This is a genomic window from Collinsella sp. AM33-4BH, assembly GCF_003469205.1.
In the GTDB taxonomy this organism is placed as follows: Bacteria; Actinomycetota; Coriobacteriia; order Coriobacteriales; family Coriobacteriaceae; genus Collinsella.
Genome location: NZ_QSIN01000001.1, coordinates 108,298 through 132,137, shown reverse-complemented (window position 1 = coordinate 132,137; position 23,840 = coordinate 108,298). Strand labels below are relative to the sequence as shown.

General features: G+C 60.8%; 19 protein-coding genes and 2 tRNA genes. 8 read left to right on the top strand and 13 right to left on the bottom strand.

From position 1 onward, the window contains the following. Positions 1–150: 150 nt before the first annotated feature. Both rfbB and DW821_RS00625 read left to right on the top strand, forming a co-directional pair. On the top strand, positions 151–1,170 hold the full coding sequence (rfbB, locus tag DW821_RS00630) for a dTDP-glucose 4,6-dehydratase (RefSeq protein ID WP_118064994.1): 1,020 nt from the start codon (positions 151–153) through the stop codon (positions 1,168–1,170). A gap of 112 nt (positions 1,171–1,282) precedes the next feature. Beyond that, a complete protein-coding gene (locus DW821_RS00625; RefSeq protein ID WP_118064992.1) occupies positions 1,283–2,737 on the top strand; it encodes a sugar nucleotide-binding protein in 1,455 nt (484 codons plus the stop codon). Between the two features lie 37 nt (positions 2,738–2,774). On the opposite strand, the gene DW821_RS00620 is transcribed toward DW821_RS00625, so the two are convergent. The 3 genes from DW821_RS00620 to DW821_RS00610 are packed head-to-tail and all read right to left on the bottom strand — an operon-like array spanning position 2,775 to position 7,116. Continuing rightward, positions 2,775–5,186 carry a YfhO family protein gene (locus tag DW821_RS00620; protein WP_118064990.1) on the bottom strand — a complete coding sequence of 804 codons (2,412 nt, stop codon included), beginning with the start codon at positions 5,184–5,186 and terminating at the stop codon, positions 2,775–2,777. Further along, on the bottom strand, positions 5,170–6,138 hold the full coding sequence (locus DW821_RS00615; protein WP_117766695.1) for a glycosyltransferase family 2 protein: 969 nt from the start codon (positions 6,136–6,138) through the stop codon (positions 5,170–5,172). The genes DW821_RS00620 and DW821_RS00615 overlap by 17 nt, the downstream gene beginning before the upstream one ends. 6 nt (positions 6,139–6,144) lie before the next feature. Next, positions 6,145–7,116: a glycosyltransferase family 2 protein gene (locus tag DW821_RS00610; protein ID WP_117766693.1), complete on the bottom strand. Its 972-nt coding sequence runs from the start codon at positions 7,114–7,116 to the stop codon at positions 6,145–6,147. Positions 7,117–7,276: 160 nt separating this feature from the next. On the opposite strand from DW821_RS00610, the gene DW821_RS00605 reads away from it, so the two are divergent. From DW821_RS00605 to DW821_RS00595, 3 genes are all read left to right on the top strand, one after another. Continuing rightward, a complete protein-coding gene (locus tag DW821_RS00605) occupies positions 7,277–8,122 on the top strand; it encodes an ABC transporter permease (protein ID WP_233502550.1) in 846 nt (281 codons plus the stop codon). Between the two features lie 11 nt (positions 8,123–8,133). Continuing rightward, positions 8,134–8,901, top strand: coding sequence for an ABC transporter ATP-binding protein (locus DW821_RS00600; protein ID WP_117766691.1), 768 nt, complete (start codon positions 8,134–8,136; stop codon positions 8,899–8,901). Between the two features lie 54 nt (positions 8,902–8,955). After that, positions 8,956–9,032, top strand: a tRNA-Arg gene (locus DW821_RS00595). 357 nt (positions 9,033–9,389) lie between these two features. Here the strand turns inward: DW821_RS00595 and DW821_RS00590 are convergent. The 10 genes from DW821_RS00590 to aroF form a co-directional block, all read right to left on the bottom strand. After that, positions 9,390–10,388 carry a translation initiation factor 2 gene (locus DW821_RS00590; RefSeq protein WP_117766689.1) on the bottom strand — a complete coding sequence of 333 codons (999 nt, stop codon included), beginning with the start codon at positions 10,386–10,388 and terminating at the stop codon, positions 9,390–9,392. Next, positions 10,388–10,837 (bottom strand): DUF4869 domain-containing protein, encoded by a 450-nt coding sequence (locus DW821_RS00585; protein ID WP_117766687.1) that lies wholly within the window; start codon positions 10,835–10,837, stop codon positions 10,388–10,390. Before DW821_RS00585 ends, DW821_RS00590 begins: the two co-directional genes overlap by 1 nt. A gap of 131 nt (positions 10,838–10,968) precedes the next feature. Continuing rightward, a complete protein-coding gene (aroQ, locus tag DW821_RS00580; protein ID WP_118064988.1) occupies positions 10,969–11,406 on the bottom strand; it encodes a type II 3-dehydroquinate dehydratase in 438 nt (145 codons plus the stop codon). 85 nt (positions 11,407–11,491) lie between these two features. Then, on the bottom strand, positions 11,492–12,742 hold the full coding sequence (locus DW821_RS00575) for a shikimate kinase (RefSeq protein WP_118064986.1): 1,251 nt from the start codon (positions 12,740–12,742) through the stop codon (positions 11,492–11,494). Continuing rightward, positions 12,743–13,888, bottom strand: coding sequence for a prephenate dehydratase (gene pheA, locus DW821_RS00570; protein WP_118064984.1), 1,146 nt, complete (start codon positions 13,886–13,888; stop codon positions 12,743–12,745). Between the two features lie 43 nt (positions 13,889–13,931). Then, positions 13,932–15,029, bottom strand: coding sequence for a chorismate synthase (gene aroC / locus DW821_RS00565; RefSeq protein WP_118064982.1), 1,098 nt, complete (start codon positions 15,027–15,029; stop codon positions 13,932–13,934). A 1-nt stretch (position 15,030) separates the two neighbouring features. Further along, positions 15,031–16,350, bottom strand: coding sequence for a 3-phosphoshikimate 1-carboxyvinyltransferase (aroA, locus tag DW821_RS00560; RefSeq protein WP_118064980.1), 1,320 nt, complete (start codon positions 16,348–16,350; stop codon positions 15,031–15,033). Continuing rightward, on the bottom strand, positions 16,344–17,450 hold the full coding sequence (gene aroB, locus DW821_RS00555; RefSeq protein ID WP_118064978.1) for a 3-dehydroquinate synthase: 1,107 nt from the start codon (positions 17,448–17,450) through the stop codon (positions 16,344–16,346). The genes aroA and aroB overlap by 7 nt, the downstream gene beginning before the upstream one ends. A 36-nt stretch (positions 17,451–17,486) precedes the next feature. Next, positions 17,487–18,401, bottom strand: a complete 915-nt coding sequence (locus DW821_RS00550) for a prephenate dehydrogenase/arogenate dehydrogenase family protein (protein WP_118064976.1) — start codon at positions 18,399–18,401, stop codon at positions 17,487–17,489. 3 nt (positions 18,402–18,404) lie between these two features. Next, the gene (gene aroF, locus DW821_RS00545) at positions 18,405–19,427 is read right to left on the bottom strand and encodes a 3-deoxy-7-phosphoheptulonate synthase (protein ID WP_118064974.1); all 1,023 of its coding nucleotides are present in this window, start codon (positions 19,425–19,427) and stop codon (positions 18,405–18,407) included. A 204-nt stretch (positions 19,428–19,631) separates the two neighbouring features. Here aroF and DW821_RS00540 point away from each other — a divergent pair. From DW821_RS00540 to DW821_RS00530, 3 genes are all read left to right on the top strand, one after another. Continuing rightward, a tRNA-Arg gene (locus DW821_RS00540) sits at positions 19,632–19,708 on the top strand. Positions 19,709–19,784: 76 nt separating this feature from the next. Further along, positions 19,785–22,502 (top strand): HAD-IC family P-type ATPase, encoded by a 2,718-nt coding sequence (locus DW821_RS00535; RefSeq protein ID WP_118064972.1) that lies wholly within the window; start codon positions 19,785–19,787, stop codon positions 22,500–22,502. 103 nt (positions 22,503–22,605) lie between these two features. Further along, positions 22,606–23,748, top strand: a complete 1,143-nt coding sequence (locus DW821_RS00530) for a zinc ribbon domain-containing protein (RefSeq protein ID WP_158551271.1) — start codon at positions 22,606–22,608, stop codon at positions 23,746–23,748. The last annotated feature ends 92 nt before the right edge of the window (positions 23,749–23,840 follow it).

Sequence of the window (23,840 nt, the reverse complement as noted above, 5' to 3'; positions counted from 1 at the left end):
ATTCCGGAGGCGTTTTGTACAGGAGGTAATTCTGCGAAGGTTATGGCTCTTATCGCATGCCGAAATGTCCGATAGTTTTGTTGAATAGTGTCGCGGCGTCACTTCCTGCGGCATACTAAAGAAGCTATACATGCTTCAGATTGGATTTTCATGTCTGAGATTTTTGAACCCCACAACATCATCGTCACGGGCGGCTGCGGCTTCATCGGCAGCAACTTCGTGCACTACGTGGTCAACAACCACCCCGACGTGCACGTGACCGTCCTGGACAAGCTGACCTACGCCGGCAACCCCGAGAACATCGCCGGTCTGCCCTCCGACCGCGTGGAGCTCGTCGTGGGCGACATCTGCGACGCCGCTCTGCTCGATAGGGTCGTCCCGGGCCACGACGCCATCGTGCACTACGCCGCCGAGAGCCACAACGACAACTCCATCGCCGACCCCGAGCCGTTCCTCCGCACCAACGTCGAGGGCACCTTCCGCCTGCTGGAGGCCGTCCGCAAGCACGGCGTCCGCTACCACCACGTCTCCACCGACGAGGTCTACGGCGACCTGGCACTCGACGACCCGGCCAAGTTCACCGAGGAGACGCCGTACCACCCGAGCAGCCCGTACTCGAGCACCAAGGCCAGCTCCGACATGCTCGTGCGCGCATGGCCCCGCACCTACGGCCTACGGACAACGATCTCCAACTGCTCCAACAACTACGGCCCCTACCAGCACGTGGAGAAGTTCATCCCCAGGCAGATCACGAACATCATCGACGGCGTCCGCCCCAAGCTCTACGGCCGCGGCGAGAACGTCCGCGACTGGATCCACACCGAGGACCACTCCTCGGCCGTCTGGGACATCCTGACCAAGGGCCGCACGGGGGAGACCTACCTCATCGGAGCGGACGGCGAGAGGGACAACATCACGGTCCTGCGCATGATCCTGGAGGCCATGGGGCGCGACCCCGAGGACTTCGACTGGGTCGCCGACCGCCCCGGCCACGACCGCCGCTACGCCATCGACAGCACGAAGCTCCAGCGCGAGCTGGGCTGGAGGCCGGCCCACACCGACTTCGCCGAGGGCCTGAAGCAGACCATCGGCTGGTACGTGGAGAACGAGTCCTGGTGGCGACCGGCCAAGGAGGCCACCGAGGCCCGTTACAGGGCGCAGGGGCAGTAGGCCCGGATTCCCGGACGTTTACCTTTTCGAGCGCCCCTCGCGGTGCCGCAGGGCATGGGGATGATCCTGCGGCACCGCGAGGGGCGCCCGCAACACGATTGGAATTAACCACATGGCTGACATCGAATTCGAGAAGGACCTGAAGGTCGCGGAGACCGGCATCGAGGGCCTCAAGGTCGTCGACCTGGCCGTCCACGGCGACTCGCGCGGCTGGTTCAAGGAGAACTGGCAGCGCGCCAAGATGTGCGCGCTCGGCATCCCCGATCTCAAGGTCGTCCAGAACAACATCTCCTACAACGACAGCCGCGGCGTCACCCGCGGCATCCACGCGGAGCCCTGGGACAAGTTCATCTCCGTGGCCCGCGGCTCGGTCTTCGGCGCATGGGTCGACCTGCGCGAGGGCAGCGCCACCTACGGGAAGGTGTTCACCTGCACGCTCGACCCGTCCAGGGCCATCTACGTCCCGCGCGGCGTGGGCAACAGCTTCCAGGCGCTCGAGGACGGCACCGCCTACACCTACCTGGTGGACGCCCACTGGTCGCTCGAGCTCAAGAGGACCTACACGTTCGTGAACCTCGCCGACCCCGAGCTCGCCATCGAGTGGCCGATCCCGCTGGAGGAGGCCACCGTCTCCGAGGCCGACCTCAACCACCCGATGCTCAAGGACGTCGTCCCGATGGCGCCGAAGCGCACCCTCGTCACCGGCTGCAACGGCCAGCTGGGCCATGCGGTGCGCGCGCTCGCCGAGGAGCGCGGCGTGGCGAAGGACTTCGACTTCTGCGACATCGACACCTTCGACATGTCCGACCCGGACGCCTATTCGCAGTACGACTGGTCGCTCTACGGCACCGTGATCAACTGCGGCGCCTACACGGCCGTGGACAGGGCCGAGACCCCCGAGGGCCGCGTGACCGCCTGGAAGGCCAACGCGACGGGGCCCGCCCTTCTCGCACGCACCTGCGCCGGGCACGGGATCACGCTCGTCCACGTATCCTCCGACTACGTCTTCGACGGCACCGCCGAGGTCCACACGGAGGACGAGCCGTTCTCCCCGCTGTCCGTCTACGGCCAGACCAAGGCCGCCGGCGACATCGCCGTGGCCGGGTGCCCGCACCACTACATCATGCGCTCCAGCTGGGTCATCGGCGAGGGGCACAACTTCGTGAAGACCATGAAGGCACTCTCAGACCGCGTCGCCGACCCGGACGACAAGCTCGAGCAGGTCACCGTGGTCGACGACCAGCTGGGCCGCCTGACCTTCACGCGCGACATGGCCGAGGCCATCTTCCACGTGCTGGGGACGCACGCCCCCTACGGCACCTACGACTGCACCGGATCCGGCGCGGTGAAGTCCTGGGCGGACATCGCACGCGCCGTCTTCGAGGCCGCCAACGGCAACGGCGAGAAGGTCGTGCCGGTATCGACCGCCGACTACTACGCGAGCGCCGAGGGCCCCGTCGCACCGCGCCCGGTCCACTCCGCACTCGACCTGTCCGGGCTCGAGTCGGTCGGGTTCCACATGCCCGACTGGGAGGAAGAGCTGGGGGAGTACCTCAAGATGCTCTAGCCGCTATTAACTTTTCGAGAGTAAAAGCCGCCGCTTGTTAACGGCGGCTTTTCTTATGCCTGGCGTATAGCCCCGCTGCAACAAGGGCGAAGGTGGTCGCCAGACTCACTGCAAGCCCCGCAAGGGCACCCGGAGTCTTGTAGGTCATCACGATCCTATTCGCGCCTTTCTGCACGTTCAGGGACGACAGGCCCTTATCGGCGGCGGGCGTTAGTTCTGCGGCGGTTCCGTTTACCGTTACGTTCCAGCCCTCATCGTACGGAACGCTCAGCAGCAGGTTGCCGTCTTCCTTGGCGGTATACTCGCCTTCGATTCTTCCGTCCTCAAAAACTGTCGGAACAAATTCGCTCGTCTTAAGCTCGTTAATAATCTGCTCGAAAACGTCCAGATCGAGGGCGTAAAAGACCGGCTCATTGTCTTGGGGCATGTCTGTATAGCCCTCCGCGACTCCGATTGACACCGTATGCTGGCTCGGGGCGTCCGATGCATCCGCAATCTGGCGGATATTATTGTCGAATCTCCAGGCCTCGTTTTCGATCGTTCGCTGGTCGATGGTAAGGGTGACGGGCCAATAACTGCCGGCAGTCGTATCTTTGTTGATGTAGAGATACCCGATGGAGCTTGCCGGTACAGTAACGCTCCATTGCTTTAAGCTATCGCTATTCTCCGTGCTCGTGGCCTCGATCTTGGTATAGAGCTTGACCTCGCGGCCTAGGATTTTGCTGTAGAGGTCGTTCTGCTTTTCGAAGGGGTTCTCGTTTTTCAACGTGCTGTTTTGGATATCGCTTGAGGCTGCAACGCCAATGCTGAGCGCATAGGGGTTCTCGTACACCGCGCTTGTGGAGTCGACCTGATTCGTCTTGGTCGAAACGTATCCCGCAGGCGCGTTCTCGGGAATGGCATACTTGACTCCCAGTAGGGCATCGACGGCAAGAATGGGCTCGGCATAACGGGTCGAGAATTCGCCGACGCTGCTGTAACCAAGGGAGTTGAGCAATGCAATTGCCTGCGGGTTATTGGCGGACGAATAAGAAGATAGCTGGTTATACCCTAGTGCCAGGCCTTCGTTTAGAGCGGCACTATCGGCTCGTGTGGTTGTACGATCGATGCGGTAGAACGGAGCTGAATCCCGTTCTGTAGTGGTAGCGATCGTGTTGGTTGCGGTGGCTACATAGGCCCTGTTGGTATTTTCGGAATAGCCCGCGTAGAGCTGGTTCCATACTACATGAGCGTTGGCAAACAGTTCAATAGCGGTGAGCGCCAGGAGTGGCAAGATGACGGCGGGGCGATAGGCTTGGCGCAATTTAGGTTGATCCTTGAGGATCTGCAGGGTATAGCCCGCAGCCCACAGCGCAAAGAAGCTCAGCAAAAAAGCCGTGCGCGAGTAGAAGCCGTTGGGAACGCGCATGCCGCACCAGATGTACTCGAGCGGGCTCAAAACGGAGCTTGCAACCAGGATTATCGTGACGACGTGTGTTGCGATGCGCGTCTTGATTGAAACCGTGCGGTTAACCAGCAGGCTCACCGCAAGCAGCATCATGATGATGCCGCAATAGAACTGAGGTGTGCTTTCGTTGCTTACCCACATGCAGGGAAGAAAGCCCCTGATGAGCGACTTGAGGTTGGTTTTAAGTAGGGGGCCGAGTGCTAGAACGGGACCGCCCTTGGACATGGCAAGGATGGTCGGCAAAAAGGTCCAAGCGGACAGAAGCAGTCCGAGCGCGATAGCCCCGGCGAATCGCAGGGCCCGATCGAGCATGAGCTTCCAGCTAAATCCTTCTTCTGCAACATAATCGACAAATTCAACCAGTACGAAGATGCAGAGGAACAGGATGCTAATGTAGGCCGTATACCAGCAGAACATGACATTGAGCGCCGTTGCGATGACGAGGCGGATCATGCGCTGCTTGCGGATGAGCTCGTGGCATCCGTAGGCGCAGATGGGCAGCATGATGAGGCAATCGATCCAGAGCGGGTTGCGCAGGTTGCTGATGGTCCAGCTACAAAACGTGAACGAGAGGGAAAGCAGGAATGCTGCGGGCTTGGGTAGGTCAAAGCGCTTTTGCACATACCAAGCGCCGCTGATGTGGATGCAGCCCAGTTTGAGCGCGGAGATAACAAGCACGAAGAGCGTCAGCTTGTCTGCGGGAAACAGCACGCAGAGCAGGTTGAAGGGGCTGCCGAGGTAGTAGCTATAGAGCCCCCATGTGTTCATGCCGAGTCCCTGTGAGAAGGAATAGCGAAGGTTTGCCTCGCCTAAAAGGACGCGGCGAAACCACGCGAAGAAGTCGATGTATTGGTATTTGAGATCGTTGGTGAGAAACGAGTTGTCGCCAAAGGGATAGACATGTCCCGCCGCTGCAAGTGCGACAAAGAGTGCGACGGAAAATGCGAAGCAGGCGGCGTAGAACGCCACATTCTTGAGCGTGCTGTTATTGGGCCGTGTCATCAGATTCCTCGTTGGATTCTCGAATGATATAGATGGGACGTCGCTTGGTTTCCAAGTAGGCTTTTGCCAAGTATTCACCTATGATTCCCAGGCACAGAAGCTGCATGCCGCCAAACAGCGTTATGAGGCAGGCGAGCGACGGCCATCCGCCGACGGGGTCGCCCCAGACAAGCGTCTTTACTAGGATGACGACGAATCCCAGAATAGCGATGAGGCAGAAGACGATACCTGTGAGGGCGGCGAGGGAGAGCGGCGCCGTGGAAAACGCGACGATGCCGTCGATGGAATAGAGGAGCAGCGACCAAAAGCTCCATTTGGTCTCGCCGGCCACGCGGTTGACGTTTACGTAGGGGAGCCATTTGGTTTTGAAGCCCACCCAGCCGTAAATGCCTTTGGAGAATCGGTTGTATTCGCCCATGGAGATGATGGCGTTGACCATAGGCCGCTTCATGAGCCTAAAATCGCGTGCTCCGTCGACGATGTCGGCCTTGGAAATGCGGTTGATGATCTTGTAGAACATACGGGCACAGAACGACCTGATGGGAGGCTCGCCTTCGCGGGTGGTCCTGCGCGTTGCGACGTTGTCGTAGTCTTCGGTCTGCAAGATCTCGTACATCTGCGGCAGGAGCGAGGGCGGGTCCTGCATGTCGGCATCCATGGTGGCGACATAGCCGCCCTTTGCGTGCTGGAGTCCGGCGAGTAGTGCCGCCTCCTTGCCAAAGTTGCGCGAGAAAGAGTGCCAACGGATGGCGTATGGATGCGCCGCCGCGGCTTCTGCCTTCATGACGGCGAGCGTTTTGTCTGCCGAACCATCGTCGATGAGGACGGCTTCAAAGGAAATGCCGGGATCTTGCTGGGTCATGATGCGAACGACGCCATCGAGCTCTTTGAGAAAGATCGGAAGTGATTCCTGCTCGTTGTAGCACGGCACGACGATGGAGATGAGCGGCATGGTGGTTTACCTCTTGCTTGGCTTGGAAGTAGGGTGGTCGGGCTGGTCGTCGTAGGTGTATTTGCTGTATACGTTGACCTCCCACTGCTTTTTTTCGACCTTTGCCACGGAATCCAGGATGAATCCGGTTGCAAGGCTCAGACCGCACAGGAACATAAACGACGCGGCGAGCATGGCGGTGGGGAAGCGCGGAACGAGGCCGGTCTGGAAATACTCGACAACGATGGGCATGCCCAGGGCGAGGCCGATCACCGCAAACAGAAGCGCAACCAGGCTGAAGAACTTCAGAGGGCGGTAGTCCTTGAACAGCGTGCCGATCATCGCAACGACCTTAATGCCGTCGCTGACGGTATTAAGCTTGGACTCGGAGCCTTCCGGACGGTCGCGGTACTCGATGGGTACATCTTTGATGCGCCAGCGGTGGTCGACGGCGTGGATCGAGAGCTCGGTTTCGATCTGGAAGCCCTCGGAAAGCACGGGGAAGGTTTTGACGAACGGGCGGCTCATGGCGCGGTAGCCGGTCATGACATCATCGAAGCTGTAGCCATAGATCCACTTGATCATGGCGCGGACCAGATTGTTGCCAAAGCCGTGGAAAGCACGCTTGTTTTCCTCGGCGTAGGTGCCGTTGGAAAGGCGGTCGCCTACGGTCATGTCGGCTGTGCCGTTAAGGATGGGCTCGCAGAGGGCTTTGGCCGCCTCGGCGGGGTAGGTGTCGTCTCCGTCGACCATCAGGTAGCAATCGGCGTCGATGTCGCGAAACATCTGACGGCACACGTTGCCCTTTCCCTGACGGGGTTCAAAGCGGACCGTGGCGCCGTGCTCGGTGGCGATGCGTGAGGTGTCGTCCGACGAGTTGTTGTCATAGACATAGACCGTCGCTTGCGGAAGCTCGCGGTGAAAGTCGTCGATGACTTTGCCGATCGTGAGGGCTTCGTTGTAGCAGGGGATGATGACGGCGATGGATTCAGAATTCACTCAATGCTCCTTATACATTCAATCCTTGAAAGTATAGCCGTTTGGGCTTGGCATCCTAAGATGTGGGTTAGTTCTCCAGTTTTGTTGCGCGAATCGTTTGCATGGCCGTCGGGTCTATACTGTTCGTTTGTCAACGATTACGAGTAAAGGAGTTGCATCCGTGTCGGATCAGACAAAGCAACAAGAAGCTCGCAGTCTGCCTGCGACGTTTGCTAAGAACGAATTTGAGAAGGACGCGTTTATCCTTCGTCAGCTGGTTACCAAGGATTTTAAGATCAAGTATCGCCGTAGCGTTCTGGGCGTCGCATGGTCGGTGCTCAACCCGCTGCTGATGATGATCGTCATGGCCATCGTGTTCTCGACGATTTTTGGCCAGGGCCGCAATGGCTCAATGACGCCCGAGATGTACCCGCTGTACTTGATCGTGGGTAACGTTACCTTTGCCGTCATGTCCGAGTCTACGAACCAGGCCCTGACGTCGATCGTGGGTGCTGCCCCTCTGCTCAAGAAGGTTAAGGTGCACCGCTGGGTCTTCCCGGTGCAGAAGGTGCTCTTCTCGCTGGTCAACTTTACCTTCTCGCTGGTCGCCGTCGCCATCGTTATGCTGTGGTTCCGCGTTATGCCTTCTTGGCATTTGATTCTGCTGCCGGTTTGCCTGCTGCTGCTTATGTGCTTCTGCATGGGCCTGGGCATGATGCTCTCTGCCCTTACGGTCTTTTTCCGCGACGTTATGCATCTGTGGAGCGTCGTCATTACGGCGTGGACTTATATTACGCCCATCTTCTGGACGACTGACTATATTGCGCAAATGCCGCATCTCGTGCGTATCTTGATGTATGCGAACCCCATGTATAACTACCTGCAGTTTATGCGCGATATCTTCTTGTTCCAGACCACGCCCTCGCTTTTGACGTTTGGTATGTGCGTCGCTTGGGCGGTCCTTGCGCTTGTCATTGGCTACACCGTGTTCCATAAGTCCGAGCGCAAGTTTATCCTCTACATCTAAGGAGTGCTGTGATGACTGAATCTGTTGTTGATTACAGCGAGCAGCCTCTGGCTGTCGAGGTCGACGACGTCACCATGATCTTTAACATGGCGTCCGAGTCGCTGACCAACCTCAAGGAGTACTTCATCAAGCTTGCCAAGCACGAGCTGTTCTTTGAGGAGTTTAGGGCGCTCAAGCATATCTCGTTCGATATTCATCGTGGCGAGGTCGTGGGCCTGGTCGGCACCAATGGCTCCGGCAAGTCCACGATGCTCAAGATTATCGCTGGCGTGCTTGAGCCTAGCGAAGGCAGCGTTAAGGTGCACGGTAACATCGCGCCGCTGATTGAGCTTGGTGCCGGCTTTGACCCCGAGTTGACCGCCCGCGAGAACATCTATCTGAACGGTGCCCTGCTCGGCTATACCAAGGAGTTCATCGATGCCAACTTTGACGGCATTATTGAGTTCGCTGAGCTTCAGAACTTTGTCGACATGCCGCTTAAGAATTTCTCCTCGGGCATGGTTGCGCGCATTGCCTTTGCAATCGCAACGATCACTGAGCCTGACATCCTGATCGTTGACGAGACACTTTCCGTCGGTGATGTGTTCTTCCAGCAGAAGTGCGAGGCCCGTATCCAGCACTTTATCCAGAGCGGCGACGTGACGGTTCTGTTTGTTTCGCACTCCATGGAGCAGGTTGAGCGCATCTGCCAGCGTGCCGTTTGGATTGAGAAGGGTGACCTTCGCATGGACGGCCCGGTCGATAAGGTCTGCAAGGCGTACCGTGAGCAGTTCAACTAGGTTATAATTACTTGCGCCTGACAGGCTTGCGCTTGCTTGGGCGTGCTGTAATTTGCTCCATTAGCTCAGTTGGATAGAGCAGGGGACTTCTAATCCCAAGGTCGACGGTTCGAATCCGCCATGGAGCACCATCGTTTATTAAGCCCGGGCCGCTTGGTGGTCTGGGCTTTTTTCACATGCAGGTGTTCTTTATTCTTGCCGGGTATACGTTTAGGCCGAAGCCGTGGCGCGAGCTGCTGTTGTGCTGCTGATGTGGATTGGCTATACGGCGCGCCAAGGGGGGCTCGAGCCGAGCGTGAGCAAGCCCCTGCTGTTTATTGGAGCCGGTGTCACTTGGCTTGTCCTTGCCGCGCTGAGTGGGCTTGAGCTTTCGAGCCGCCGCGTGGATGGGTTTGTGGTTGCGACAGTTGCCGCTCTTGCCGGCAGCTATTGCGTGTGCTGGGTTTCCATGGCAGTGGGGAGGACCAAGTTGGTCCTCCCCACTGCCATTATGCCTTCAGACACTCGGGCAAGACGCTCGCAACTGCATCCATCGCCTGCGGCTTTAGGTACTGCTCGTTGAGCCGTGCCTTTCTGTAGACGTAGCGAGTGTCTGCAGAGTACTTGATCAATACGTCGGTGAAGAACCGCTCCCAGCTCAGGTAGTCGCGGCTTTCGATATAGCTCGAAGGGTCCTTGAGGATTTTTGGAATGTCGTTGTTGGGGATGAGGCCAGATCGCAAAAGCGTCCACTCAAATGATTCAGGGAGGAACAAGCGAACGTTCTTGTAAACGCGCTGTCCGAGCACCTTTTCGATGTAGGGACCAAACGCTGCGCCGTCTCCTATGGCAAGGATGTTTTGCTCGGGACATTCGTGAATCGTTCGTTTTAGGTTCGCTACGCCGGTGGCGGTATAGCAGGGGATTCCCAGTCGGTTGCAAAGGGTGCTATAGAATTGATAGCCAGACTTGCTATCCTCGACAATTACGGCGTCAGGATTGTCGAACCCTACGTTAAGGTCCTGATACAGCATGCTTGCCGTGTGGTCATATAGCGGTTTAGTCACCGAGTAGAAGCGTCTGTCGCTCTTGCGGCCATTAATTGTCTTGCTTGTGGTGTTGACTAGCTTTAGGATCTCGTCGACGCTGTAGGGGAGTTCGTTGGCGTCGCGACGAGATATCAGAACAAAATAGTTGGACGATCCGTTGATGGCTTTGGCGAAGTCCTTTGAGTAGATAAACTCGTTGCCCTCATCTAGAAAGACGATCGAATCTTCGATGATCGACAGCTCGCGCTCCCAGCGTCTGCCGGAAAGCGTTTCGCATGGCGCGTCGCAGCTGAGTGTAACGCCGCTTTCCGGTCCTCGGTCGTTGTAGTCGCGAATCATCGAGATGAGCGTCGTTTTGCCCGTGCCGCTGTTACCGCGAATGAAGGAAATGTTGCGTTTAAAGGTGAGTGTGTATTTGACCTTTGCACGCTCTACGACAACGGTATGCGTTCCCTTCATTACTCATCAACATCCAAAAAGTCATTCGTGGCGCCGACAAACTCCTGCATGTTTCTGACGATGCGGTCATCGTTTTCAATGCGGATTTCAAAGTTCTTCCAGGGGAACTTCATGATGTGGTAAAGGGTCACCAGCACATCCTGCTCTTTGCCGATTTTGAGTAGCCAGCGGGCACAGTTGTCTCCGCAGGTAGATGCGTTGAACACCATATTTGGGAGATTGCGTACTAACAGCAGCGTCTTGACGCCGCCGGACAGTTCGAGTGGAGTGATTGAGCCTAGTTGTTTGCTTACGATGTTGTGGGGACCGATGAGCTCTGATCCGTCCACGCTTTTAATGATTTGTGCGGCCATAGGGTCTTCGAACCATGAGTCCAAGTATGAGTTCCTAAAATAGGTTTCGGTATCGTAGATGGAACCGGGATAATCTCCCAGATGGATGCTTAACATGCGCGTCTCCAGACGTTGTGTGACTGCAACGATTATATGCCAGTAATAAAATGCCGGCAGCAGCGAGGTCGCTGCTGCCGGCGCCGGAGTTTTGTTCGTGTGAATCGGTGTTAATGAATTGATCCGCGAGGCTACTTTTCGAGATACTCCCTCAGCAGCTCCAGAGCGTGCGCATACCCCTGGAGGCCCTCACCGGTGATGGTGGCGAAGCAGGCCAGGCGTGCATAGCTCACCTGGCGGAAGTCCTCGCGGGTCTCGACGGCACTGATGTGGACCTCGACGGCAGGGATGGCGACGGCCTTGAGGGCGTCGAGGATTGCCACGCTCGTATGCGTGTATGCCGCCGGGTTGATGACGATGCCGTCGACCTTGCCGTAGGCCTCCTGGATCTTGTCGACGATGCTGCCCTCGTGGTTGGACTGGAAGACCTCGACGTCGTCGAAGCCCTGTGCAGCGCCCGCTTCCTGGCAAATCTGCACTAAGCGGTCGTAGTTGTCGCTGCCATAGATGCCCGGCTCGCGAATGCCGAGCATGTTGAGATTGGGGCCGTTGATGACGAGTGCTTTCATGGTTGCTTCCTTTGCGGTTGGGCGGGCGGTGCGGCGGAATGAAAAACCACCACATAGGTTCCTGTCCCCTTTGTGGTGGTTTTGGTTAGAGAGCGGGTGGGAGGGCGTCGAGGAGGGCTTGGGCGGTGTTGGCGGCGCAATCGCGCGAGTCGATGATGTAGTCGGCCCAGGCGCGGTAGCGCGGCATGCGCTGCTCGGCCAGCTTGTCGATGCCATCGCGGGCGGTGATGGGGCGACCCTTGTGGGCGAGTTCGTCGAGCTTACGGTTGAGCATCACGATCTGGCTGTTCTGGTGCAGTAGCGGGTAGTTCTCGTCGCGCGTGACCACGCCGCCGCCGGTGGAAAGCACCAGGCCGCTGCGCTTGGAGATGTCGGCCAGCGCCGCCGTCTCCTGTTCGCGGAACGCCGCCTCGCCGCGCTCGACGATAAAGTCGGCGCAGGGCATGCCCAGGCGCTCCTCGAGGGCGCGGTCCAGGTCGATGTGCTCGCGGCCGGTGAGCAGGGCGATCTGCTCACCCACGCGGGTTTTGCCCGAGCCCGGCATGCCGATCAGGGCGATGTTCTGCTCGCGGTGAGACAGGCGCTCCGTCACGTCCAGGATGCGCCCGCGCGGGGTGACCTGGCCGGTATAGCGCTCGACGGCTTGCGCCGCCTGGGCCACGAGCATGAGCAGACCGCCGATGCAGGGGATGTCGCGGCGCTCGGCCTCGAGCATGAGTCCCGTGCGAGCGGGGTTGTAGACAATGTCGATAACGCCCTCGAGCGCATTGAGCCCCTCGAGTGTGCAGGGGGCGTCGGGACAGTGGGGGAACATGCCGGCGGGCGTGCAGTTGACGAGCAGTGCGGCGTCGGACTGCTGCGCGATGTTGTCGTAGTTGACTTCGCTCGTGCGGCCGACCGGCACGACGATGGCGCCCAGGTCGCCGAGCACCATGCTGGCAGTGGTGCCGGCGCCACCGGTGGCACCGAGCACGAGGGCCTTCTTGCCGGCGACCTCAACGCCCAGCTCCTCGACTAGGCACTGAAAGCCGAAGTAGTCGGTGTTGTCGCCGCGCAGGCGGCCGTCGGGCAGGCGCGTGATGGTGTTGACGTTTCCCATACGCTCGGCGAGTGGACTCAGCTCGTCCAGGTATTCCATGACGGCGCGCTTGTAGGGGATGGTCACGTTGGTGCCCTCCCATTCGTCACCCGTCATAAAAGCCTGGAGGTCCTCGGGCTCGCGCTCAAATCGTACGTACTCGAGCCCCGCGAGCTCCTTGTAGATGGTCGGGGTGTAGCTGTGGCCCAGCACGCGGCCCAGCACGCCGTAGGGGCGGGTTGCGGCGACATCGGTCATCTAGAGCACCTCCGTGTAACTGCCAAAGTAGGTGAAGCTCTCGCACACGTCGTCGATGGAATCGAGCAGGTCATCGAGGGCCTTGCTGCCAAAGGGGCAGTCCAGGTCAAAGTAGAACATAAACTCAAAGTCGTGCCCGGGGATGGGGCGGCTCTCGAGCTTGATGAGGTTGATATTGAGCGCGTAGAAGCGCTCGAGTACGCGATAGAGTGCGCCCGGCTCGTTGGCCGTGGTAATCATGAGCGAGGTGCGGTTGGCGCCGGGGTAGACGCGTGGCTCGCGGCTGATGACGACAAAGCGCGTGTAGTTGTTGTCCGAGTCCTGGATGTTGGGCTCCAGCACCTCCAGGCCGTAGAGTGCCGCGCAGCTGCGCGATGCGATGGCGGCAACATCGGTGCGCTCGGAGCTGGCGACCATCTCGGCCGACATGGCCGTGTTGGGGTATTTGGTGGCGTGCAGGTCGTGGGCTTCGATAAAGCCGGCGCACTGGGCGATAGCCTGGCCGTGGCTATAGACCTCGTGCACGTCGGCGAGCTTGGTGCCGGGTTTGACGAGCAGATTGTGGTCGATCTTGAGACGCAGCGAGCGCACGATATGGAAATCGAACTGGGCGAGCAGGTCGTAGACGGCGTTAACCGAGCCGGCGGTGGAGTTCTCGATGGGCAGCACGCCAAACTCGCAGAAGCCGTCGCGCACGGCGCGCATGACGCCCTCGAAGGTCTCGAAGAACGCGATGTCGGGCACGTCAAAGAGCTTGCATGCGGCGATCTGGCTGTAGGCGCCTTCGACGCCCTGGCAGGCGACGCTGGCAGTCTGGGGAAAGGGCGTGTCGAAGGCCTCGGCAGTGGCGTGGGCCTTTTGCGAGACGGTAATGCCCTTGAGTTCGTTGATGTAGCGCTGCTGCTCGGCCTTGCTCATGCTCATGAGGAGACGGAACAGGGTGATGGTCTGCGCCTCGTAGCGCTCGGGCGCGCGGCTGGCGAGGTTGTTGAGCTTGGAGCGCTCACGGGCGGGGTCGAAGACGGCCTTGCCCATCTCGATTTTTGACTTGGCGACCTCGGTGGCAATGTCCATGCGCTCGACAAACCTGTTGAGGAGCGTGGTGTCGATGCCATCGATGGCCTGGCGGATGTCAGCAAGGTCCATGGAGACCCCTTTCACGTGTCGGGGGATGTTGAGGGGCGGGTAGTTAGCGCTGGGCGGCGTCTTCGAGGAGGGCGTCCCAGATGGCAAGGGCGGCGGCTGCCTCGGCTACGGGGACAGCTCGGGGGACGATGCAGGGATCGTGGCGGCCGTGGACCGAGAGCTCGGCATTTTCCATAGCGTCCATGTCCACCGTCTGCTGCTCGCGGCCAATGGAGGGCGTCGGCTTTACGGCCATGCGCCACATGACGGGCGCGCCGGTCGAAATACCGCCCAGGATGCCGCCGGCGTTGTTGGACTCGACCTCGATCTCGCCGGTCTCGGCATCGATGCGATACGGATCATTGTTCTCGCTGCCGCGCATGGCGGCCACGGCAAAGCCCATGCCAAACTCCACGCCCTTTACGGCGGGAATGCCAAACGCGATCTGCGCGATGCGGTTCTCGATGCCGTCGAACATGGGGTCGCCGATGCCTGCGGGAAGCCCGTAAATGCCGCACTCCACGATGCCGCCGATGCTGTCGAGTTCGTCACGCGCGGCTAGGATTTCCTCGCGCATGCGGCCGGCTGCGGCGGCGTCAATGCACGGCAGATCGTTCGTAAGGATCGCCTTGCGGTCGGCCTCGCGATAGACTATGTCGTCCATCGGCAGATCGGAGATGCCGCCGATCTGCGCCACATGCGCCATCACTTTAATGCCGCGGGCCTCGAGTGCCTGCAGCGCGATGCCGCCCGCGATGCATAAGGGTGCTGTTAGGCGGCCGGAAAAGTGCCCGCCGCCGGCGACATCGTGCATGTTGTGATACTTCATGCGCGCAGGGAAGTCCGCATGTCCCGGACGGGGCTTGCGGCGCAGCTCGGAGTAATCCTTGGAGCGCGTGTTGGTGTTCTCGATAATCGCGGCAATGGGCGCGCCGGTGGTGTGCCCATCGACCACACCGGCGATGATGTGCACGGCGTCGGCCTCGCGGCGCTTGGTCGCGGTCTCGTCGCGACCGGGGGCGCGACGGTTCAAAAAGGCCTGCAGCGCTTCTTGGTCAACGGCGATGCCGGCGGGGACGCCATCGAGCGAGCAGCCGATGGCGGGGGAGTGCGACTGGCCGAAGATGCTTAGGTGCAAGACGTTGCCAAAGGTCGAGGACATGCTATTCCTCCTCGAGTGTGACCTTGCCGCCCAGCAGGCGGTAGTGGTCGAAGAAATCGGGATAGGACTTGTTGACGGCCTCGGCGCCGTGGATCACGACCTCGCCGGTGGCGCGGCTCGCGGCGATAGCGACCATCATGGCGATGCGATGGTCGTTGTGCGAATCGACCTCGCCGCCGGTGAAGGCATCGACACCCTTGATGATGAGGTCATCGCCGGCAATGCGCACCTGCGCGCCCAGCGCGGTGAGCTCGCGGGTGGTCGTGACCAGGCGGTCGGATTCCTTGATGCGCAGACGGGCGCAATCGCGGATAAAGGTGCGGCCCTGCGCCAGCGAGGCTACGGCCGAGATGACGGGTACCAGGTCGGGAATGTCGTGGGCGCTCATCTCAAAGCCGGCGAGCTTGTCGGACTGCACGGTGGCGGCGTTGGTGGAGCGCACGATGCGGGCGCCAAAGCGCGAAAGCGCGGCGAGCACGTTTCGGTCGCCCTGCGCGGAGCTCAGGGATACGCCCTCCACGGTGATGGGGTCGGCGCCGATAGCGCCGGCGCACAGCCAAAAGGCGGCGTTGGACCAGTCGCCCTCGACGGCTACGCTGCCGGGCGTGCGGTACGAGCCGCTGCTCACGCGGAAGTTCGTGACCTCGGGCTGGCCGTCCTTGGCCGGAATACGCTCGACGTTGACCTCGACGCCAAAGGCCTTCATGGCCTGTATCGTCAGGTTGATGTAGGGACGGCTCTCAATGAGGCCGGTTACCTGCACGCAGGAGGGCTGGGCCAAAAGCGGGGCCGCCAGCAACAGGCCGGAGATATACTGCGAGCTCACGTTGCCCGGAAGCACAAAGGTACCCGGGCGCATGCGGCCGCTCGTCTTGAGCGGAAAACCGCCCAGGCCCTGCAGGTCGCAACCGGCGGCGATGATCTCGTCCGAGAGCGGTGAGAGCGGGCGGGTGCCCAGGCGGCCCTGGCCCACGAAGGTGGCCTCCGCGCCCAGCGCACAGGCGACAGGCAGCATGAAGCGCAGCGTGGAGCCACTCTCATCGCAGTCGAGCGTGCCGCCGGCAAGAGCCTTGAGCAGGCCAAATTCAATGCTCTTCATGGTGGGGTGGACCTGGAAGCCGTCCTCGACGGTCTCGATGCGGGCGCCGAGCGCCGTGAGGCAGCGCACCGTGGCCTCGATATCGGCGCAGGTCGTGTTGCAGGTAACGTGCGTCTCGCCGTTGGCAAGCGCGGCGCAGATGATGAGGCGATGCGCCATCGACTTGGACGCGATGGCGGGAACGGTGCCCTTGAGCGGGGACGGGGTGATGCGGGCTAGCATGCGGATGCGTCTCCCTTCTGGCCGAGGCCCTCGGCAATCAAATCGTGGAAGGTGGAAAGCGGCGTGCGGTCGATGCTGCAACGGCCAATGTCGTGCGGAATTACCAGGTCGATGGTGTCGCCTGCGCGCTTTTTGTCGTGGAGCGCCTCGGCAAAGACGGCATCGGCATCTAGGTCGCAGCGGGTCTTGAGACCGTGGCGGGCGCAGAGCTCCTCAATACGATCGGGCAGCTCGGCATCGCAGATGCCATGCAGGGCTGCGGCACGCGTGATGATGCCCATGCCGATCGACACGCAGTTGCCGTGGCCGAGCTCAAAGTGCTCGCAGGCTTCGACGGCGTGCCCGGCGCTGTGGCCAAAGTTGAGGAGCTTGCGCTGATTGGTTTCGCGCTCGTCGGCAACGACCACGGCGCGCTTAATGTCGATATTGCGGGCGATGATGAGCGCCACACGGGCCACGTCGCGGTTGAGCAGCTCAAGCGTGAGCGGGGTCTTCTCCAGCTCGGCGAAGAGCTCGGGGTCGGCGATCACGGCGTGCTTGACGACCTCGCCGCAGCCGTCGGCGAACTGCTCGGGCGTGAGGGTTGCCAGGCACCCCACGTCGGCGATAACCACACTCGGCTGCCAAAAGGCGCCGGCCAGGTTCTTGCCGGCTGCCAGGTCGATGGCCGTCTTACCGCCGACCGACGAATCCACCATGGCGAGCAGGCTCGTCGGGATCTGCACAAACTTGCAGCCGCGCATGTAGGTGGCGGCCACAAAGCCCGCCATGTCGCCCACGACGCCGCCGCCGAGTGCCACGATCACGTCGGAGCGCGAAAGCTCGTGCTCGGCCACAAACTCCAAAATGGCGACGTAGGTCTCGGCACGCTTGTGTGCCTCGCCGGCTTCGAAGGTGCAGATGCTCACCTCGTAGCCTGACGCCTCCAGGCTCTGCTTAACGGGCATCTGATAGAGCGGGCCCACGTTGGTGTCCGTCACGATGACGGCCTTGGTGCCGCCGGCAGTGGCGCGCACGAGCGGTCCCGCCTGCTCCAGCAAAAACGTTCCAACATGCACCTGGTAGGGGCGTGCAGTGTCGATATCGATGGTAATCGCCATAAGCTTCGGTCCTTTCGACCTGGCGTGATGGGTTGTCTAGTGGGAGGCCTCGTCGTCGAGTGCGCGCTTAATGCGGTCGCCCTCGGCAAGGAGATTCTCCAGATAGCGCTTGTCGCGGTCCTTGAGCGCGCGGCTGTAGGCGCCAAGCGATTCGATCAGATGGTCGATCTCGAAGGCGAGCGCGTCGGCGTCGTCGATCATGAGCTCGGACCACATCTGCGGATTGAGGTGCGCCACGCGGGTGAGGTCGCGGTAGCTGCCGGCCGAAAAACCGTGGTGAACCTGAGCGGTCGGGCTTTTAACGTAGGCGTTGGATACCACGTGCGCAAGCTGGCTTGTAAAGGCGATGACGCGGTCGTGCTCGGTAGCGCTGGTCACGCTGAACTTGCCAAAGCCCAGGGGGCGCACCATTTCGCGCACCTGGCCTAAAAGCTCCAGCTTGAGCGCATCGTCCACCGCGGGCGGAACGAGTACCAGGGGAGCGCCCTGGAACAGGTCGGCACGGGAGTGAGCGTAGCCCGAGAACTGGGTGCCCGCCATGGGGTGCGCGCCCACAAAGTAAAAACCGTGCTCGCGGGCGAGCTCAAAGGCACGCTCGCATACGATGCCCTTCACGCCTACGGTGTCAATCACCACGGGGCCCATGATGGCATCGGTGTCGGTGGCATCGGCGAGCGCCTGGGCGTGCGCCTCAAGCCACTCGATGCAGGCCTCGGGATAGCAGGCAAGGACGATGATGTCGCATTCGCCGAGCGTCTCGTCGTTGAGCTCGCCGGCGACGGTGCCCATGCTGGCGGCCGTCATCACGTCATCGTCGGGATCCCAGGCCAGCACGCGGACGCCCGCCTGCGCATAGCCGCGGGCAAAGCTGCCGCCGATCAGACCTAGGCCCACTATACCGGCGCATTTGGGACCGCCCTGGTTAACGCGCGCGTTTCTCACCGTACCCATGGCCTACTCCATGGTCTCTTGGCAGACGACATCGCGGATGGCGCGGATGCGGCGCATGGTGTCGTCGAACTGATCGGGGGTGAGGGCCTGAGCGCCGTCGGACCATGCGCGGCTGGGCTCGTCGTGGACCTCGATCTCCAGGCCGTTGGCACCGCAGGCGGTCGCGGCGAGCGCCATGGGCTCAACGTAGCGGGTGTAGCCGGTGGCGTGGCTGGGGTCGGCGACGACGGGCAGGTGCGACAGGTGGTGCAGCACCGGCACGGCGTTGAGGTCGAAGGTGTTGCGGGTGCGGGTCTCGAAGGTGCGGATGCCGCGCTCGCACAGGATGACGTTGTCGTTGCCCTCGCTCATTATGTACTCGGCGGCCATGAGCAGCTCATCGATCGTGCCGGACATGCCGCGCTTGAGCAGGATCGGGGTCTTGGTCTTGCCGACCTCTTTGAGCAGAGGGAAGTTCTGGGCGTTGCGGGCACCGATCTGCATGACGTCGATCTTCTTGTCCAGGAAGACCTGCACGTCGCGCGGGTCCATGATCTCGGTGACGATCGGCATGTCGAGCTCGGCAGACGCCTCGCACAGCAGGTCCAGACCGGCGGGGCCCATGCCCTGGTAGGCGTAAGGGGATGTGCGGGGCTTGTAGGCACCGCCGCGCAGCATCGTGGCACCGGCGGCCTTCACGCGGCGGGCGATGCGGATGAGGTTCTCGCCCTCGACGGAGCACGGGCCGGCGATGACCTGGAACTGATCGCCGCCTACATGTACGTCGTGGCCGCAGTCGATGACGGAGTCCTCGGGGTGGAACTTGCGGTTGGCGCGCTTGAACGGCTCGGAGACGCGCTGCACGCGCTCGACGACATCCATGGACTCGAGCAGGAACGGGTCGATCTTGGTCGTATCGCCCACCAGGCCGATGATCGTCTCATTCTCGCCGCGCGAGACGTCGGTCTTCAGGCCCTTTTTCTCAATCCAGCTGACGATATGGCTGACGGCCTCGTCGCTGGCGCTCTCTTTTAAAATTGCAATCATGGTGTGCCTCTCACCTCGATGGATAGCCCCTGCAAAAACGGCCCGCATCGCGAGCCGTGTACATATGGTGCATGAGAGTTTATACTATCTGACTCGCTTTTGCCTTCTAAAGTGGGCCGTTGAGCCGCGTCTTCCTCGGAATTGCAAAGCTTTTTCTTTTATTTTGATAGCCCGTGGTGCACTTGGGTATAATGCCAAACGTTGGCCCTATTAGCTCAGGGGATTAGAGCGTCTGCCTCCGGAGCAGAAGGCCGTTGGTTCGAATCCAACATGGGGCACCATCGAACGTGAGACCGTCCGAACCTCGCATGGTCCGGGCGGTTTTTCTTATACCGACGCGACGTGATGGGACGTGGTATGGCAGCAACGGATATCGAGCGCGGACTCTCGACCGCCGAGGTCGAGGAGCGCATCGCCGCCGGTAAGATCAACCGCAACATGGAGCTCAAGACCAAGTCGGTCAAAGAGCTCATCATCGAGAACCTCTGCACGCTGTTCAATTTGATCAACGTGATCTTGGCGTTCCTGGTCATTTTGACCGGTTCGTTTAAGAATCTGACGTTCCTGTTCGTGGTGTTCCTCAATACCGCTATTGGCGTCATTCAGTCCATGCGTTCCAAAAAGATGGTCGATAAGCTCACGCTGCTGACCTCCAAGAAGGCCATCGCGGTGCGCGACGGCTCCGAGGTGGAGCTCGACCTGGATCAGATCGTGCTCGACGACATCATCCGCCTGGGGCGCGGCGACCAGATCCCCGCTGACGCCGTGGTGGTTTCGGGCGAGGCGCTCGTGAACGAGAGCCTGCTGACGGGCGAGAGCGATCTTATTAAGAAACAGCCCGGTTCCGAGCTCATGAGCGGCAGCTTTATCGACTCGGGTCTGCTGCGCGCCCGCGTGATCCATGTCGGCGCCGACAACTACGTGGCCAAAATTAATAACGAGGCCAAGTACGTCAAAAAGGTCAATTCCGAGATCATGAACGCGCTCAACGCCATCGTGCGCTTTGCGAGCATCATCATGATCCCGCTCGGTTTGGCGTTGTTTGCCTCGAGCGTGAGCGAGCTGTGGGATGCCGCGGGAACCCCAGGCAATAGCGCGCTTTCGTGGTGCTTCTCCGAGCTGTTGGCTGGTCATGTGCCTTCGTCGGCGCTGCTGTCCACGGTGGGCGCCCTGCTGGGCATGATCCCGCAAGGCCTGGTGCTGCTGACCTCGTCGGTGCTCGCCATCGCCACGGTGCGCCTGGCCCGCCGCAAGGTACTCGCGCAGCAGCTCTACTGCATTGAGACGCTCGCGCGCGTCGACGTGCTGTGCCTGGACAAGACGGGCACCATCACGTCGGGCCGCATGGAGGTCGAGGGTACCTATCCGCTGCCGGTCGAGGGTATGGGTGCGGGGGAGGGCGACGCCGCCGTTCCCGTCGATACCACGGTGCTCGATTTTGCGCTGGCTAACGTCGCACGTGCGACCTCGGCCGATGCCAACGAGACCTGTCAGGCGCTGCTCAACTATTACGCCGACCGTCCGGTCGAGGTGTCTGAGCCGCTGTCGGTCATTCCGTTCTCGTCCTCCAAAAAGTGGAGTGGCGCTTCGTTTGCGCAGGGCTCCTATGTGATGGGCGCTGCGCAGTTTGTGCTTTCGGAGCGTGCGTTTTCGCAGGTCGAGAACCGTGTCGCCGAGCTTGCCGATACCTGCCGCATGCTCGTGGTGGCGCGTGTGGACGGCTTTACGCCCGATGGCGATATGGTGGGCGAGGCCGAGCCCGTGGGCTTTGTGACCATCCGCGACGAGATCCGTACCTCGGCGGCCGAGACCATCGGCTACTTTAACGAGCAGGGCGTGACCCTCAATGTGATCAGTGGCGACGACCCGCGTACGGTGTCGTCGATCGCGCGCGTGGTGGGCGTGCCGGGGGCGGACGCTTATGTGGACGCCACGACGCTCGATACGCCGGCCAAGCTCGATGCCGCAGTGGACCGCTACCATGTCTTTGGTCGTGTGACCCCGCAGCAGAAGCGCGAGCTCGTGCAGGCGCTCAAGCGCCGCGAGCACACCGTGGCCATGACAGGCGACGGCGTCAACGACGTGCTGGCGCTCAAGGAGGCCGACTGCTCCGTGGCCATGGCGGCCGGCTCCGATGCCGCGCGTAACGTGGCCGAGATCGTGCTCGTCGACAACGACTTTGCCTCGATGCCCGCCGTGGTGGCCGAGGGCCGTCGCTCCATCAACAACCTGCAGCGTTCGGCTTCGCTGTTCCTGACTAAGACGCTGTTCTCGATGGGCCTGGCGGCGCTGTGCATCGCGCTGCCGCCGTACCCTTTCGAGCCGATTCAGATGACGCTCATCAACTTCTTCTGCATCGGCGCGCCGGGCTTTGTGTTGGGCCTGGAGCCCAACAATGCTCGCGTGAAGGGGTCGTTCCTGACGAACGTGCTCAAGCGGGCACTGCCGGCGTCGATTGCGGTCATTTTGGCCGCGGCGCTCGATATCTTTGTGGCGCGCGTGTTTGGCTTTAGCCAGCTCACGCTGTCTACGATGTGCCTGCTTACGTCGTGCGCGGCGAGCGTCAGCCTGATCTGGCGCATCTCGCAGCCTCTCACGCCCTTACGTGTGGTGCTCTTCGTGTTTGTTGTCGCCGGCATCCTGGTGGGCGTTATCGGATTCCCGGAGCTGCTGTCTATTGCCAACCTGTCGATGGGCCAGATGGTAATCTTGGCTGTCATCGTGGTCTTTACCTGCTCGGTGTTCTTTAAGCTCGCCACGATGATGGATTCGCTCAAGCCGCGTCGTCGTCATGCCGCAACTGGTTTTGGCCGCGGTGTGCGCGTCCACCTGGGTCGCGGTGGCGGCAAGGTGAGCTCGACGGGTTCGACGGCCGAGCGTTTTGCCAAGCGCGTCGCCGCCGACATGGCGCAGCGCCGCGAATCTCGCACCGCTCGCGAGGCCGAGGCCCGCGCACTCGAGGGCGTGGCCCAGGCCCAGCCCAAGAAAAAGAAGGGTAGCGGAGCCAAGCGCTCTCGCGTAACCAAGTTCGCCCAAGGCATCAAAGTCTCGATGCCGAGCAAAAAGAAGAAGTAACTACGCGCCCTGGCGATGTTGAATTGGTGCCTTGCTCCTGTGGGGCCGTGGCGATGTTATGCTCTAACCTCGATTATTTGAATTGCTTCGAAAAGAGGATGCCGTGATCTGCCCGCATTGCCTTAAGACTATCGAGGACGGCGCCTCGTTCTGCCCCTACTGCAACGCCTATGTGGGTCCGGGCGATGGTCCCGAGCACACCGAGTTCGTGTTCTGTGAGGGCTGCGGTGCCCGTCTTTCTCCGCATGATCGTACGTGCCCCAAATGCGGACGCCCCGCTCCGGGTATCCTCTCCGAGGATGCGGCAGCATCCGACCTGGCAGCGGGCCGCACGGCGGGCTTTCCGCGCCTAACGCAAGAGCAGATCGATACCGAGGTGCCGCATGCGCCGGCCTCTGCCGCTGCGGTGCTTTCGGACGCCGCCGACCCCAATGAGACCTGCGTGCTGCCAGCTTTCGATAAGGATTTCGGTATCCCCAAGGTCGATATTCCCACGCCCGTTTCCCTGCATGACGATGCTCAAAAACCCAAGCGCAAGGTGCACCCCGACGAGGACGCCTATCACAAGCATAAGCGTCATATTCCCAAGCCGCTCATTATCATCGCGGTCCTTGCCGTCGTGTGCGGTGGTGCCTATTGGTTCGTGACGACCGATCCCATGGGTGTTATGCCTGGCTTCTACGACCAGTTTGGCCAAGCTGCACAAACCACCTTCCCCACGCGTCAAAAGGGCGAGGCGACTGAGGACGATACCAAGCAGGGCGATTCTGCCGAGGTGGTTCAGGAAGAAACCGTGCTCACCGATGATCAGCTCTATACCAGGCTCGACGGTCTGTATCAGACCATCGTGTCCTACGCTGACGAGGACCAGATCGGCGAGGTCATCGATTCCTTTAACAACGGTTATCTCCGAACGCCGCTGTCCACCCGTCAGGAGCTGTCGCAGAGTGCCTACGCCCTGCGCGACCAGATCAAAAAGACGCAAGATGAGCTCAACAACCTGAAAGTACAGGACGATACGGTCTATGCGGATGACATCGCCCACTTAAAGCAGCTTGCCGAGTGGATGTATGAGCGCGTCGACGTGATCTGCCAGAGCTGGGATATCTCGCTGGCCATTCCCGATGGCGAGTCGATGAGTTCCCACCAAAGCGAGATCCTGGCGCCCATCGCGCAGGGCGGCAACAGCGCGCTGAACCAGTACGATGCCAATGTGGGTTCCTGGAAGCCGCAGCAGCGTTCCTAAAATTAGTTCGCCATAGTCGGCATAACCTACGTGCGCAATTGATGTAAACCCGTGCTTATTGCTACAATTCGTACAAATATGCTTTAAACGCA

What these genes read in the sequence shown, in the direction of transcription:
- rfbB (WP_118064994.1), top strand. Translation starts at nt 151, where the DNA reads ATGTCTGAGATTTTTGAACCCCACAACATCATCGTCACGGGCGGCTGC.
- DW821_RS00625 (WP_118064992.1), top strand. Translation starts at nt 1,283, where the DNA reads ATGGCTGACATCGAATTCGAGAAGGACCTGAAGGTCGCGGAGACCGGC.
- DW821_RS00620 (WP_118064990.1), bottom strand. Translation starts at nt 5,186, where the DNA reads ATGACACGGCCCAATAACAGCACGCTCAAGAATGTGGCGTTCTACGCC.
- DW821_RS00615 (WP_117766695.1), bottom strand. Translation starts at nt 6,138, where the DNA reads ATGCCGCTCATCTCCATCGTCGTGCCGTGCTACAACGAGCAGGAATCA.
- DW821_RS00600 (WP_117766691.1), top strand. Translation starts at nt 8,134, where the DNA reads ATGACTGAATCTGTTGTTGATTACAGCGAGCAGCCTCTGGCTGTCGAG.
- DW821_RS00590 (WP_117766689.1), bottom strand. Translation starts at nt 10,388, where the DNA reads ATGAAGGGAACGCATACCGTTGTCGTAGAGCGTGCAAAGGTCAAATAC.
- DW821_RS00585 (WP_117766687.1), bottom strand. Translation starts at nt 10,837, where the DNA reads ATGTTAAGCATCCATCTGGGAGATTATCCCGGTTCCATCTACGATACC.
- aroQ (WP_118064988.1), bottom strand. Translation starts at nt 11,406, where the DNA reads ATGAAAGCACTCGTCATCAACGGCCCCAATCTCAACATGCTCGGCATT.
- DW821_RS00575 (WP_118064986.1), bottom strand. Translation starts at nt 12,742, where the DNA reads ATGACCGATGTCGCCGCAACCCGCCCCTACGGCGTGCTGGGCCGCGTG.
- pheA (WP_118064984.1), bottom strand. Translation starts at nt 13,888, where the DNA reads ATGGACCTTGCTGACATCCGCCAGGCCATCGATGGCATCGACACCACG.
- aroC (WP_118064982.1), bottom strand. Translation starts at nt 15,029, where the DNA reads ATGTCCTCGACCTTTGGCAACGTCTTGCACCTAAGCATCTTCGGCCAG.
- aroA (WP_118064980.1), bottom strand. Translation starts at nt 16,350, where the DNA reads ATGCTAGCCCGCATCACCCCGTCCCCGCTCAAGGGCACCGTTCCCGCC.
- aroB (WP_118064978.1), bottom strand. Translation starts at nt 17,450, where the DNA reads ATGGCGATTACCATCGATATCGACACTGCACGCCCCTACCAGGTGCAT.
- DW821_RS00550 (WP_118064976.1), bottom strand. Translation starts at nt 18,401, where the DNA reads ATGGGTACGGTGAGAAACGCGCGCGTTAACCAGGGCGGTCCCAAATGC.
- aroF (WP_118064974.1), bottom strand. Translation starts at nt 19,427, where the DNA reads ATGATTGCAATTTTAAAAGAGAGCGCCAGCGACGAGGCCGTCAGCCAT.
- DW821_RS00535 (WP_118064972.1), top strand. Translation starts at nt 19,785, where the DNA reads ATGGCAGCAACGGATATCGAGCGCGGACTCTCGACCGCCGAGGTCGAG.